This window comes from Pseudescherichia sp., assembly GCF_032052675.1.
Taxonomy (GTDB): domain Bacteria; phylum Pseudomonadota; class Gammaproteobacteria; order Enterobacterales; family Enterobacteriaceae; genus Pseudescherichia.
The window spans coordinates 37,485-50,587 of sequence record NZ_DAMBWA010000019.1; the positions used below are offsets into that span (position 1 = coordinate 37,485).

Genomic DNA, 13,103 nt, shown 5'->3' on the forward strand with positions numbered 1-13,103 from the left:
TATGACCGTACGTATTCTGGCAGTGTGTGGCTGCGGGCAAGGCAGCTCAATGATTATGAAAATGAAAGTCGATCAGTTTCTTACCCAGCAGGGGATCGCGCATACCGTCAACAGCTGCGCCGTTGGCGAGTACAAAAGCGAGCTGAACGGCGCCGATATCATCATCGCCTCCACGCATGTCGCCAGCGAAATTACGGTAACAGGCAACAAGTACGTGGTGGGCGTACGCAATATGCTCTCGGCAGCAGACTTTGGTCCCAAGCTACTGGAGGTGATCCAGGCCCATTTTCCGCAGGATATGAAGCAAGGATAAGCCATGAAACTACGTGATTCGCTGGCGCAGAACCACTCTGTTCGCCTGCAGGCGGAGGCCGAAACCTGGCAGGAGGCCGTGAAAATTGGCGTCGATCTGCTGGTGGAAGCGGATGTGGTCGAGCCGCGCTACTACCAGGCCATTCTCGACGGCGTTGAAAAATTTGGCCCCTACTTTGTGCTCGCACCGGGGCTGGCGATGCCCCACGGCCGTCCGGAAGAGGGCGTTAAAAAAACCGGTTTTGCGCTGGTGACGCTGAAGACGCCGCTGGCGTTCAACCATGAAGATAACGATCCGGTCGACATTCTGATCACCCTGGCGGCGGTGGATGCCCACACTCATCAGGAGGTCGGCATTATGCAGATCGTTAACCTGTTTGAAGATGAAGCCAATTTTGATCGCCTCCGCGCCTGCCGTAGTGAGCAGGAGGTTCTTGATTTAATTGATAACGCCACTGCGGCGGCTATGTAAAAGGAATACGACGATGCCATTACCTATGCTCCAGGTCGCGCTGGATAACCAAACCCTTGCCGATGCCTACGCCACTACGCGGCTGATTGCCGAAGAGGTGGACATTATTGAGGTGGGTACCATCCTCTGCGTGGGGGAAGGGGTGCGCGCGGTGCGCGATCTCAAGGCGCTCTATCCGCATAAAATCGTGCTGGCCGACGCCAAAATTGCCGATGCCGGGAAGATCCTCTCCCGCATGTGCTTTGAGGCCAATGCCGACTGGGTCACCGTGATCTGCTGCGCGGATATCAACACCGCCAGGGGCGCGCTCGACGTCGCCCACGAGTTTAACGGCGACGTGCAAATCGAACTGACCGGATTCTGGACGTGGGAGCAGGCCCAGGCCTGGCGAGACGCAGGGATTCAGCAGGTGGTCTACCACCGCAGCCGCGATGCGCAGGCGGCGGGCGTTGCCTGGGGCGAAGCGGATATTAGCGCGATCAAACGCCTGGCGAACATGGGCTTTAAGGTCACCGTCACCGGCGGGCTGGCGCTGGAGGATCTCCCGCTATTCAAAGGTATTCCCATCCACGTGTTTATCGCCGGGCGCAGCATCCGCGATGCCGCCGATCCGGTGCAGGCCGCGCGGCAGTTTAAACGCGCTATCGACCAGCTGTGGAGCTAAGGAGCCGCTATGCTGTCGAAAACCGTGCCGCTTGGCATCTATGAAAAAGCGCTCCCTGCCGGGGAGTGCTGGTATGAGCGTCTTGCTCTGGCAAAAACGCTGGGCTTCGACTTTGTTGAGATGTCGATCGACGAAACCGACGCCCGGCTAGCCCGGCTGGCGTGGAGCCGTGACGAGCGGCTGGCGCTGGTGAAGGCAGTAGCCGACACCGGGGTGCGGGTTCCTTCCATGTGCCTGAGCGCCCACCGTCGCTTTCCGCTGGGCAGCGAAGATGACGCGGTGCGCGCCGAGGGGCTGGAGATCATGCGTCGTGCTATTCAGCTGGCACAGGACGTCGGTATCCGCGTGATCCAGCTGGCTGGCTACGACGTTTACTATCAGCAGGCCAACGACGAGACGCGCCGCCGCTTTCGCGATGGGCTGAAGGAGAGCGTCGAGATGGCCAGCCGGGCGCAGGTGACGCTGGCGATGGAGATCATGGACTATCCGCTGATGAACTCCATCAGCAAAGCGCTTGGCTATACCCACTACCTGAATAATCCGTGGTTCCAGCTCTACCCGGACATCGGCAACCTCTCGGCGTGGGACAACGACGTGCAGATGGAGCTGCGGGCGGGCAGCGGGCATATCGTGGCGGTGCACGTGAAGGATACGCAGCCCGGTGTCTTTAAAAACGTTCCCTTCGGCACTGGCGTAGTGGACTTTGAACGCTGCTTCCGCACGCTGAAAGAGAGCGGCTACTGCGGGCCTTACCTGATCGAGATGTGGAGTGAGACGGCGGCCGATCCGCTGCAGGAGGTGGCGAAGGCGCGGGCGTGGGTTTGTGAGCGCATGGCGCGGGCCGGACTGCTGGAGGATACTCATGCAGCAGCTTAAACAGCAGGTTTTAGAGGCCAATTTAGATCTGCCGCGCTACGGCCTGGTGACCTTTACCTGGGGCAACGTCAGCGCCATCGACAGGGCGCGTGGGCTGGTGGCCATCAAGCCCAGCGGCGTGGCCTATGACGCGCTGAAGGCGGACGACATCGTGATAGTGGATCTGCAGGGTGAGGTCGTGGAGGGCACACTGCGACCCTCCTCCGATACCGCCACCCATCTGGCGCTCTATCGCCGCTATCCCTCCCTCGGCGGGGTGGTGCATACCCACTCCACGCACGCCACCGCCTGGGCGCAGGCCGGGCGGGCTATCCCGGCGCTGGGCACTACCCATGCGGACTACTTCCTCGGGGATATTCCCTGCACGCGGGCATTAACCGAGGAGGAGGTGCAGGGCGAGTATGAGCTAAATACCGGCAGGGTGATCATCGAAACGCTAAAGGATGGCGAGCCGCTGCATACCCCGGGTGTGGTAGTGTATCAGCACGGCCCCTTTGCCTGGGGTAAAGACGCGCACGATGCGGTGCACAACGCGGTAGTCATGGAGGAGGTGGCGCGAATGGCGTGGATCGCGCGCGGCATTAATCCGGGTCTGAAGCCCATTGATGGCTACCTGATGGATAAGCACTTTATGCGCAAGCACGGCGCACACGCTTACTACGGACAGAAGTAAACCCAGGCCGAAGTAAAAGTGCTTAATGCTGCTGGTATGCCGCAGGCGTGAATCGCATACCCAGCAGCGTAATTACGCAGATAACCGCCCCGGCATAGAAGGTCGAGGCAGCGCCCAACGTCTCCCATAGAATGCCCGTGCCGGTGCTGGCCAGCAGCATCGCGATACCGCTAATGAGATTGAACATGCCGAAGGCGGTTCCGCGCAGCGCCGACGGGGCGGTATGGGCGATCATGGCGGCCAGCAAGCCCTGGGTCATGCCCATATGGATCCCCCAGAGGCCGACGCCAAGCAGCAGCGTGCTCCAGTGCTGGCTGAGCGCCAGGGCGATATCGGCGGCGATCAGCACCAGCAGCCCGGCTTGTAATAGGCCGCTATGGCTCATGCGGTCTGAGAGTTTGCCAAACGGATAGGCCGTCACGCTGTAGACCAGGTTCATGGCGACCATCACCAGCGGGATGGCAAACAGCGGGATCCCCATCTGGTTGGCGCGCAGGACAAGAAACGCCTCGCTAAAGCGGGCCAGGGTAAAGATGGCGCCTAAGCCCACGACCCACCAGTAGGCAGCGCTGAGCTTCTTTAGGCTCTCCCGGCGCAGCGGGTTGGTGCGCTTATGGGCAACGGGGGTTTTCGGCTCGTGCAGACCAAACCAGAGCAGGGCGATAGACATCACGCCTGGAATGACGGCTACCCAGAAGATAGCCTGAAAATCGTTGTGCCAGAGAAACATCAGCGCCACCGCCAGCAGCGGCCCGAGAAAGGCGCCAACGGTATCCAGCGACTGACGTAGCCCGTAGGCCGCGCCGCGGATCTCAGGCGGCGTGACGTCGGCCACCAGTGCATCCCGCGGCGCGCCGCGAATGCCCTTGCCAACGCGGTCGATCATGCGCGCGGTAAGTACCATGCCCGAGGAGCCAGCAAGGGCAAAGAGCGGCTTGCTCAGTGCGCCAAGGCCGTAGCCGAGCATGGCCAGACCCTTGCGTTTGCCAAGGTAGTCGCTGAGGACGCCCGAGAAAACTTTGATAATCAGGGCGGTGGCTTCGGCTAGCCCCTCGATGATACCAATAATAATAACGCTGGCACCGAGGGTGGTCGCCATAAACAGCGGCAGCAGGCTGTGGATCATCTCCGATGAGACATCCATAAGCAGGCTAACGCCGCCGAGAACCCAGACGCCGCGCGGGATACGACTTAGCGTCGTGGCATGTTCGGTGTTAGTACTTTGCAGCGTGTGCCTCGCTCTCTTGCTTGGGGGGCTGGCCAGCTTCACTGTCAGTGGCGTGATTGTGGTTTATATATACTACGCCTAAGCTCATCACGTCATCCATATTCCGTTCGGGATGGGGATCGAGATAAATTGCCGCCGTTGCGCTGGTGCTCAGCAGCAACGCTGTCAGCAATGGAATAGTGATTCTTTTCATCATGTTGCACCCCAACTCACTCATCAACGGCTCACTGATGCGCGATCGTAGAGGAGCGGCTCCTCACTCGCGTTCGGGCTTATATAAAGTGTACTCTCTGGCGGGCAACCTCACCGCGATCGTTTCTGCTGCAGTTGTACAAAAATTTACCGCAATGCGGATTGACCAAGCTTAGACCCGCCGAAAAAGCGCACTTCACGCTTTGTGCGAATTATTTGCGCAATCACCTTGAGTTCGTCTGGCTTCGCAAGTATGATTACGCGTCAATTTTTCAGCCGCCTTTCAAACACGTTCCTTGCTTCCATGGGCCGCGGCTGACCCTGACAGGAGGCTGAATAATCCGTAAGGAGCAATTCGATGCGTCATTACGAAATCGTTTTTATGGTCCATCCTGACCAGAGCGAACAGGTTCCGGGCATGATCGAGCGTTACACTGGTGCTATCACTGCAGCAGAAGGCACGATCCACCGTCTGGAAGACTGGGGCCGCCGTCAGCTGGCTTATCCGATCAACAAACTGCACAAAGCACACTACGTTCTGCTGAACGTTGAAGCGCCGCAGGAAGCGATCGATGAGCTGGAAACTAACTTCCGCTTCAACGATGCCGTTATCCGCAGCATGGTTATGCGTACCAAAAACGCTGTTACTGAAGCATCTCCGATGGTTAAAGCGAAAGACGAGCGCCGTGAGCGTCGCGATGATTTCGCTAACGAAACCGCAGATGCTGAAGATGCTGGGGATTCTGAAGAGTAATTTCTGATGACCAACCGTCTGGTGTTGTCCGGCACCGTGTGCAGGATGCCCCTTCGTAAGGTCAGCCCATCAGGGATCCCTCACTGCCAGTTCGTGCTTGAGCATCGTTCTGTGCAGGAGGAGGCCGGTTTTCACCGGCAGGCGTGGTGTCAAATGCCTGTAATAATCAGCGGGCAAGAGAACCAGGCCATTACTCACAGTATAACGGTCGGTAGCGCAGTTACCGTGCAGGGGTTCATTAGCTGCCATAAGGCAAAGAATGGCCTGAGCAAACTGGTTCTGCATGCCGAGCAGATTGAATTGATAGATTCTGGAGACTAGCCAAATGGCACGTTATTTCCGTCGTCGCAAGTTCTGCCGTTTCACCGCGGAAGGCGTTCAAGAGATCGACTATAAAGATATCGCAACGCTGAAAAACTACATCACCGAAAGCGGTAAGATTGTCCCAAGCCGTATCACCGGTACCCGTGCAAAATACCAGCGTCAGCTGGCTCGCGCTATCAAACGCGCTCGCTACCTGTCCCTGCTGCCGTACACTGATCGTCATCAGTAATCGGGCACGGTCCATTAATACGACTTTGAGAGGATAAGGTAATGCAAGTTATTCTGCTTGATAAAGTAGCAAACCTCGGTAGCCTGGGCGACCAGGTTAACGTTAAAGCGGGCTACGCTCGTAACTTCCTGGTACCGCAGGGCAAAGCTGTTCCTGCTACCAAGAAAAACGTTGAATTCTTCGAAGCACGCCGTGCTGAACTGGAAGCTAAACTGGCTGACGTTCTGACCGCTGCTGAAGCTCGCGCTGAGAAAATCAACGCACTGGGCACCGTTACCATCGCGTCTAAAGCAGGCGACGAAGGTAAACTGTTCGGTTCCATCGGTACTCGCGACATCGCTGACGCTGTAACTGCAGCTGGCGTTGACGTGGCTAAGAGCGAAGTTCGTCTGCCGAACGGCGTTCTGCGTACCACTGGTGAGCACGAAGTGGACTTCCAGGTTCACAGCGAAGTGTTCGCTAAAGTTATCATCAACGTGGTTGCTGAGTAATCTGCGACTCTCGTTTGAGATAACACTGAAACGCCTGCCTTGTGCAGGCGTTTTGCTTTTTGCGACCCCGTCGACACTCCCAACGGTGTCGGGTATCAATTCCTCACCCCTTCCCCGATAATAAATTAAAACGCGATTTTAATTTTGGTGAGGAAATGGAAACAGTCTCTTCAGTACCGGCTTTTGCCCGTCGAAACGTCGCCTATGCCGGGGCTACGCTCTGCTGCCTGCTCTGGGGGAGCTCCTATCCCGCCATTAAGAGCGGCTATGAACTCTTTGCTATCGCCACCGACGATATCCCCTCGAAGATCGTCTTTGCTGGCTACCGCTTCCTGTTTGCCGGTCTTCTGCTGCTGCTGTTTGCGATGGCGCAGCGTAAACCCATCGCCCGGCTCAGCCCGCGCCAGTATGGCCAGATCGCGTTCCTGGGCCTGACGCAGACCTCGATTCAGTACATCTTCTTCTATATCGGCCTCGCCTTTACCACCGGGGTGAAGGGCTCGATCATGAACGCCACGGGCACCTTCTTCAGCGTGCTGCTGGCCCACCTGATCTATAAAAACGACAGGCTCAGCTACAACAAGAGCATCGGCTGCGTGCTGGGCTTTGCCGGGGTGATGCTGGTGAACGTCAACCATTCACTGCTGGATTTCAGCTTTAGCATGATGGGAGACGGCTTTGTGGTACTGGCGGCGTTTATCCTTTCGGCCTCAATGCTGTATGGCAAACGCATCTCGCAAACCGTCGATCCAACGGTGATGACCGGCTGGCAGCTGGCGTTTGGCGGTGGGGTATTGGTGCTGGGGGGCTATCTTACCGGCGGCACGCTGGCGGTGCATAGCGTGAAGGCGGCGGCGCTGCTCGGCTATCTGACGCTGCTCTCATCCATTGCCTTTGCCCTGTGGAGCGTGCTGCTCAAGTACAACCGCGTCAGCATGATTGCGCCGTTTAACTTTGTCATCCCGGTCGCGGGCACGGTGCTGTCGGCGATCTTCCTTGGGGAGAATATCCTTGAGATGAAATACGCCATTGCGCTGGTGCTGGTCTGCTCGGGCATCTGGTGGGTTAACAAACCTAAAGTATGAATCGGGAAAACGCCGGATGGCGTTTCGCTTATCCGGCCGACAAGAGACGTGGCCCCGGTGAGCGTTAGCGCCACCGGGGAAGCGTGGATACGTTAGCGGGCGCGAATAAAGCTGCCATCCGCCTGGCGGGTAAACAGCACCTCACCCTCGCCGGTTTCAATTGTCAGGCCGGTGACCACGCCGCTGGCGTTCTGGCGGATCTTCACCACCTGGCCGGTTTGCAGCGTGCTAAGCGGTTTGCCGTTGCCTTCCACCTGGGCCATCGCGTAAACATCCGTTGCCGGCAGGTTGTGATCGCGAAAGAGCTGCGCCAGGGTCTGGCCCGATGCCACGCGGTAGGTCCGCCACTGCTGATCGATACCCCCTGACTCCTGGAAGGGCTGCACGACGTTATTCTGTGCGGCGTTGGTCTGCGTATCTTCCGGCTGCTCCTGGATCGGCTCTGGGGTCACCGGTGCAACCTGCTGGGGATCGCTTACCGTTGGCGCGAGCTGAGGCTGGGCGGTGGGCGCAGGCTGGGAAGGGGCGATATCCAGCTGCGCGTCGCGCCTGACGGGCGCATTGTCGCCGTTGTCCCCTGAAGGCAATAAAAAGCCGATGATAATCAGCAGGGCCGCAATAATGATGCCGCGACGGTGCGCAGGGGGCAGCGGATCCATAATGCGAAAATTGTCCGGCGCGTACCAGATTTTCGCCAGAGTCGGTTTCAGTGCAAATCGCCCGGGCATGGCTTTCCTCCTGCTCCGCGTCGTTATTTTCCTGTATCACTGAGTATAGATTGCTAACTGCCTGACTCGCGTAGTAAAGCGCTCTTTCGTGACCTGGGATCGGGAATAATCTTACCCTCTCTATTGTTTCTTTTTCGCTGCGATTTGTCACCCTCCCTGCGACAAAGTTTTACCCGGTGCGGCGCGGCTGCTATGCTGCCCGCTACTTTTAATACGATGAAAGGAAAACCCATGACAACCCCGACGTTTGACACTATCGAAGCACAGGCAAGTTACGGTATCGGCCTGCAGGTAGGCCAGCAGCTGAGCGAGTCTGGCCTCCAGGGCCTGCTGCCGGAAGCGCTGGTTGCCGGTATTGCCGACGCGCTGGCAGGAAAACAGCCTGCTGTGCCGGTGGATGTTGTTCATCGTGCGCTGCGTGAAATTCACGAGCGTGCCGATGCGGTGCGTCGCGAGCGCTTTGCCGCGATGGCTGAAGAGGGCGTGAAGTATCTGGACGAGAACCGCGAGCGTGAAGGCGTGAACAGCACCGAGTCCGGCCTGCAGTTCCGCGTAATCAAGCAGGGCGAGGGCGCTATTCCGGCACGTACCGACCGCGTGCGCGTGCACTACACCGGTAAGCTGACGGACGGTTCAGTCTTCGACAGCTCCGTAGCCCGTGGCGAGCCGGCAGAGTTCCCGGTTAACGGCGTGATCCCAGGCTGGATCGAAGCGCTGACCCTGATGCCGGTAGGCTCTAAGTGGGAGCTGACCATTCCGCAGAACCTGGCCTACGGTGAGCGTGGCGCGGGCGCATCGATTCCGCCATTCAGCACCCTGGTGTTTGAAGTCGAGCTGCTGGAAATCCTGTAACGCTGCTAAACGATTCCTCTCCCTAAATGGGGAGAGGAAGCGATACCTCCGCATATCCTCCACTCTTTACATAAATGTCGATACTTAATCTTGCAAATGCTTTTTTTGCGTGTATTTTTGTGAGCCAAATCAAGGTAGGGGTGTGATATCACACTCATTTTTAACATAAGTGTAACATTGCCTATAAATCGCAGTATTCATCCCTCCGATTCTTACCTAATATCGATGAGTCCACATTCAGGCGCCCTGCGGCGTCAGCGATGAAAGGCCAGAAGAGCCTCAACAACACAGACAGGTACAGGAAATAAACACATGGTAGATCAGATCAAAGTCGCTACCGACGAGCAGGCTCCGGCCGAGCAGTCGCTACGGCGTCATCTCACTAACCGTCATATTCAGCTTATTGCCATTGGAGGTGCCATCGGTACCGGGCTGTTTATGGGATCGGGTAAAACAATCAGTCTTGCCGGCCCGTCGATCATATTTGTCTATATGATCATCGGCTTTATGCTCTTTTTCGTTATGCGCGCGATGGGCGAGCTACTGCTGTCCAACCTCGAGTACAAGTCGTTTAGCGACTTTGCCGCCGATCTGCTCGGCCCGTGGGCAGGCTACTTTACCGGCTGGACCTACTGGTTCTGCTGGGTGGTGACCGGCATGGCGGACGTGGTGGCCATCACCGCTTACGCCCAATTCTGGTTCCCCGGACTGTCGGACTGGGTGGCCTCGCTGGCGGTGATCCTGCTGCTGCTGAGCCTTAACCTGGCGACGGTGAAGCTGTTTGGCGAGATGGAGTTCTGGTTTGCGATGATTAAAATCGTCGCCATCGTGTCGCTGATTGTCGTAGGCGTGGTGATGGTGCTGATGAACTTCCAGTCGCCGACCGGCGTTCAGGCCTCCTTTACCCACCTGTGGGATGACGGCGGCTGGTTCCCGAAAGGGCTGAGCGGCTTCTTTGCTGGTTTCCAGATTGCGGTCTTTGCCTTTGTCGGTATTGAGCTGGTAGGCACCACGGCGGCGGAAACCAAAGATCCGGAGAAATCACTGCCGCGGGCGATTAACTCTATCCCTATCCGCATCATTATGTTCTACGTCTTCGCGCTGATTGTGATCATGTCCGTGACGCCGTGGAGCTCCGTGGTACCGAACAAAAGCCCGTTCGTTGAGCTGTTTGTGCTGGTGGGCCTGCCGGCGGCGGCGAGCATTATCAACTTTGTGGTGCTGACCTCGGCTGCCTCCTCGGCGAACAGCGGCGTCTTCTCCACCAGCCGAATGCTGTTTGGCCTGGCGCAGGACGGCGTGGCGCCGAAGAGCTTCGGCAAGCTGTCGAAGCGCGCCGTACCGGCAACCGGCCTGACCTTCTCCTGCATCTGCCTGCTGGGCGGCGTGGTGATCCTCTACGTTAACCCAAGCGTAATTGAAGCGTTCACCATGATCACCACCGTGTCGGCGATCCTGTTTATGTTCGTCTGGACCATTATCCTCTGCTCGTACCTGGTCTACCGTAAGCGTCGTCCGGAGCTGCACGCGAAGTCGATCTACAAGATGCCGCTGGGCAAGGTAATGTGCTGGGTGTGCATGGCGTTCTTCGCCTTTGTGCTGGTGCTGCTGACCCTGGAAGAGGATACCCGTCAGGCGCTGATCGTCACGCCGCTGTGGTTTGTGGTGCTGGGCGCGTTCTGGCTGCTGGTGGGCAAGAAGCGCGTAGAGAGTTTCCGTAAGTAAGACAGTCTCCAGGCCCGGCAAGCGTAGCGCTGCCGGGCCTTTTTGTTTACTCCCCAGCTAAGGCGCGCGGGAAGAGCACGTTATTCTCCAGGCTGATGTGCTCCATCAGATCGTCAATCAGCTCGTTAATCCCGTTATACATCGCCTTCCACGTCGTGCAGGCCTCCGGCGGCGGCGTCACGTTATGGGTGGTGTGCTTGATGACCTCCAGCAGCTCGCCCGCCTCATCGTGCTCACTCTCCATCACGCTTACCGGTCCCGCCGCATGGCTGCCCTGGCCCTGCTTGATCATCGGGAAGAGGATCCGCTCCTCCTTCATCATGTGATTGGTCAACTCCTCATGCAGCAGAGTCAGGTATTTGGTCAACCCGCGCGGCACGTTCGGTTTATCGGCATGAACGCGCTCAACCTTGGTGGCCTGCAGGATCAGCTCCGGCAGCTGCTCGCGGTGCCTGTCGTGATAGCGCACAATGATGTGATCGATAATCTCGGCCAGCGGGGCCACGCGCCACTCTTTGTCTACCGGCTGCTCGGCCAGCTTCGCCAGCGCCGCCTCAATTTCCTCAACGTTCAGCGCTTTACGCTGCGCTGCACGAGCCAGCGTCTGCTTACCGCCGCAGCAGTAGTCCATATCGTACTGACGGAACAGGGCCGAGGCCCGGGGGATAGAGAGCGCCAGCTCACCTAAAGATTGGTCGCGAAAGGCCATAGCAGTTACCTCAATGTGGATATAATAAGATGCATTTTAAATGCATCTTTAAAAAGAGGCTATAACCCTTTAGCGGCAGGGGTAAAAATGAGATGTGCTTCACAATTATGTTCAAGAAGCCGCCATACCTGCCGATAGATACAGGCCAGACAATATCCTGCATCCTAAAAGGCAATACATGTTTAAACGTATGAAAGTCATTACCCTGCTGATTTCAGTCCTGTTGGCGCTTGGCGTCATGCAGGTGATTTCAGCGAGCGTGTTCATCACCGCGCTTAATAACGATAAAGATAATTTCAATGTCTCCCAGCTCTCCAGCCAGAACGTCGCTGAATTTACCGACGCCTGGATTAGCCTGAACCAGGCCCGCGTGACCCTGAACCGGGGCATGCTGCGTCTGCAAAGCAGCGAGGCGAGCCAGATCAACGGCGGGCAGCTCAGCGAGCTGGTTACCATAGCCAAAAACCTGCTGGCAGACGCCCAGCGTCATTACGATATCTACTATGCGCTGCCGGAAACGCCCGGGATGGACGAGCATATGGCTGACCGTCTGGAAGAGCAGTATCGCAACTACTCTACAACCCTGGCCCAGATGAACACCCTGTTAGCGCAGGGCGATCTGGCGGGGATGTTCAAGCAGAACGCCGAGCAGAAGCAGAAGGCGATGCAGGCGGTCTACCGTGAATGGCGCACGACGCAGGCGGACCTGGCCAGCCGGGGCGTTAAAGATAACGAGAACGACTACAAACGTATCCTGTGGATCCTCTCAGCGATCATGCTGGTGGTGATCGCCGTGATTATTATCAGCTGGATTGCGATGCGCCGTGTGCTGCTGCAGCCGCTGGATGAGGTGCTCGGCCATATCCGCGCTATCGCCGCGGGCGATCTGACCCGGTCGATTGCCGCCGAGGGCAAAAACGAAATGGCGCTGCTGGCACGTAACGTGAAGGAGATGCAGGCGGCGCTGGCAAATACGGTTGGTGTGGTACGTGACGGGGCCGACGTAATCTATACCGGGGCGAGCGAAATCTCCGCGGGCAGCAACGATCTCTCCTCCCGTACCGAGCAGCAGGCCGCTTCCCTGGAAGAGACGGCGGCCAGCATGGAGCAGCTGACGGCTACCGTGAAGCAGAATGCCGACAACGCCCGCCAGGCCTCCCGTCTGGCGCTGGATGCCTCTTCTACCGCGAAGAAAGGTGGCAGCGTGGTAGCGAGCGTGGTGCGGACAATGGATGAGATCGCCACCAGCTCCAACAAGATTGCTCAGATCACCAACGTGATTGACGGGATCGCCTTCCAGACCAACATTCTGGCGCTGAACGCGGCGGTAGAAGCGGCGCGTGCCGGCGAGCAGGGCCGGGGCTTTGCCGTGGTTGCCGGGGAGGTACGTACGCTTGCCCAGCGCAGCGCTCAGGCAGCGAAAGAGATCAAAGGCCTGATTGATGACTCTGGCGACCGGGTCGACGCAGGCTCGGCGCTGGTGAATCAGGCCGGTGAGACGATGGCCGAGATCGTTAACGCCGTCACCCGCGTGACCGACATCATGGGTGAAATTGCGTCCGCTTCGGATGAGCAGAGCCGCGGCATCGATCAGGTCGGCCAGGCGGTAGCGGAGATGGATCGCGTGACTCAGCAGAACGCCTCGCTGGTGCAGGAGTCTGCGGCGGCGGCCGCGGCGCTGGAAGAGCAGTCCGCTCGCCTGAGCGAGGCGGTCGCGGTATTTAAAACTACCCGTCGCCAGGCAGATATGGCTAACGCTTAACCGATAAACCGCCGGGCGGCACGGCGT

General features: G+C 58.0%; 17 protein-coding genes. 13 read left to right on the top strand and 4 right to left on the bottom strand.

All coding sequences use genetic code 11. The annotated features are described in order from the left end of the window. The first annotated feature begins 1 nt into the window (after nucleotide 1). From ulaB to RTX96_RS19430, 5 genes are read left to right on the top strand one after another with little or no spacing between them, the layout of a single operon-like run. A complete protein-coding gene (ulaB, locus tag RTX96_RS19410; RefSeq protein WP_312229511.1) occupies nucleotides 2-313 on the top strand; it encodes a PTS ascorbate transporter subunit IIB in 312 nt (103 codons plus the stop codon). 3 nt (nucleotides 314-316) lie between these two features. Next, nucleotides 317-784, top strand: a complete 468-nt coding sequence (gene ulaC / locus RTX96_RS19415) for a PTS ascorbate transporter subunit IIA (protein WP_103818616.1) — start codon at nucleotides 317-319, stop codon at nucleotides 782-784. 13 nt (nucleotides 785-797) lie between these two features. After that, complete coding sequence (locus RTX96_RS19420; RefSeq protein WP_312671838.1) at nucleotides 798-1,448, top strand: 3-keto-L-gulonate-6-phosphate decarboxylase UlaD; 651 nt, start codon at nucleotides 798-800, stop codon at nucleotides 1,446-1,448. 9 nt (nucleotides 1,449-1,457) lie between these two features. Continuing rightward, nucleotides 1,458-2,324, top strand: a complete 867-nt coding sequence (locus RTX96_RS19425) for an L-ribulose-5-phosphate 3-epimerase (protein ID WP_103818614.1) — start codon at nucleotides 1,458-1,460, stop codon at nucleotides 2,322-2,324. Beyond that, nucleotides 2,311-2,997, top strand: coding sequence for an L-ribulose-5-phosphate 4-epimerase (locus RTX96_RS19430; RefSeq protein ID WP_103818613.1), 687 nt, complete (start codon nucleotides 2,311-2,313; stop codon nucleotides 2,995-2,997). Before RTX96_RS19425 ends, RTX96_RS19430 begins: the two co-directional genes overlap by 14 nt. Before the next feature lie 22 nt (nucleotides 2,998-3,019). Here RTX96_RS19430 and RTX96_RS19435 read toward each other — a convergent pair whose 3' ends face one another. Together RTX96_RS19435 and RTX96_RS19440 are read right to left on the bottom strand one after the other, a co-directional pair. Next, nucleotides 3,020-4,141 (bottom strand): MFS transporter, encoded by a 1,122-nt coding sequence (locus tag RTX96_RS19435; protein WP_409418575.1) that lies wholly within the window; start codon nucleotides 4,139-4,141, stop codon nucleotides 3,020-3,022. Nucleotides 4,142-4,211: 70 nt separating this feature from the next. Next, complete coding sequence (locus RTX96_RS19440) at nucleotides 4,212-4,421, bottom strand: hypothetical protein (protein ID WP_141092911.1); 210 nt, start codon at nucleotides 4,419-4,421, stop codon at nucleotides 4,212-4,214. 354 nt (nucleotides 4,422-4,775) lie between these two features. Here RTX96_RS19440 and rpsF point away from each other — a divergent pair, with 354 nt between their 5' ends. From rpsF to RTX96_RS19465, 5 genes are all read left to right on the top strand, one after another. Then, entirely contained in the window at nucleotides 4,776-5,171 is a 396-nt protein-coding gene (gene rpsF, locus RTX96_RS19445) for a 30S ribosomal protein S6 (protein WP_042388484.1), read from the top strand. Between the two features lie 6 nt (nucleotides 5,172-5,177). After that, nucleotides 5,178-5,492, top strand: coding sequence for a primosomal replication protein N (gene priB, locus RTX96_RS19450; RefSeq protein ID WP_042388482.1), 315 nt, complete (start codon nucleotides 5,178-5,180; stop codon nucleotides 5,490-5,492). A 4-nt stretch (nucleotides 5,493-5,496) separates the two neighbouring features. Then, a complete protein-coding gene (gene rpsR / locus RTX96_RS19455; protein WP_000135199.1) occupies nucleotides 5,497-5,724 on the top strand; it encodes a 30S ribosomal protein S18 in 228 nt (75 codons plus the stop codon). Nucleotides 5,725-5,765: 41 nt separating this feature from the next. Next, entirely contained in the window at nucleotides 5,766-6,215 is a 450-nt protein-coding gene (gene rplI, locus RTX96_RS19460; RefSeq protein WP_042388480.1) for a 50S ribosomal protein L9, read from the top strand. 155 nt (nucleotides 6,216-6,370) lie between these two features. Further along, a complete protein-coding gene (locus tag RTX96_RS19465) occupies nucleotides 6,371-7,300 on the top strand; it encodes a DMT family transporter (RefSeq protein WP_312671839.1) in 930 nt (309 codons plus the stop codon). A 92-nt stretch (nucleotides 7,301-7,392) separates the two neighbouring features. Here the strand turns inward: RTX96_RS19465 and RTX96_RS19470 are convergent, their stop codons facing one another. Next, on the bottom strand, nucleotides 7,393-8,028 hold the full coding sequence (locus tag RTX96_RS19470; RefSeq protein ID WP_312671840.1) for a LysM-like peptidoglycan-binding domain-containing protein: 636 nt from the start codon (nucleotides 8,026-8,028) through the stop codon (nucleotides 7,393-7,395). 231 nt (nucleotides 8,029-8,259) lie between these two features. On the opposite strand from RTX96_RS19470, the gene fklB reads away from it, so the two are divergent. Next, the gene (gene fklB, locus RTX96_RS19475) at nucleotides 8,260-8,880 is read left to right on the top strand and encodes an FKBP-type peptidyl-prolyl cis-trans isomerase (protein ID WP_042388474.1); all 621 of its coding nucleotides are present in this window, start codon (nucleotides 8,260-8,262) and stop codon (nucleotides 8,878-8,880) included. Nucleotides 8,881-9,192: 312 nt separating this feature from the next. Further along, nucleotides 9,193-10,605, top strand: a complete 1,413-nt coding sequence (cycA, locus tag RTX96_RS19480; protein ID WP_103818610.1) for a D-serine/D-alanine/glycine transporter — start codon at nucleotides 9,193-9,195, stop codon at nucleotides 10,603-10,605. A 46-nt stretch (nucleotides 10,606-10,651) separates the two neighbouring features. On the opposite strand, the gene ytfE is transcribed toward cycA, so the two are convergent. Next, entirely contained in the window at nucleotides 10,652-11,314 is a 663-nt protein-coding gene (gene ytfE, locus RTX96_RS19485; protein WP_103818609.1) for an iron-sulfur cluster repair protein YtfE, read from the bottom strand. Nucleotides 11,315-11,492: 178 nt separating this feature from the next. Between ytfE and RTX96_RS19490 the strand changes: the two genes are divergently transcribed. Next, nucleotides 11,493-13,076 (top strand): methyl-accepting chemotaxis protein, encoded by a 1,584-nt coding sequence (locus tag RTX96_RS19490; RefSeq protein ID WP_312671841.1) that lies wholly within the window; start codon nucleotides 11,493-11,495, stop codon nucleotides 13,074-13,076. Nucleotides 13,077-13,103 lie beyond the last annotated feature (27 nt).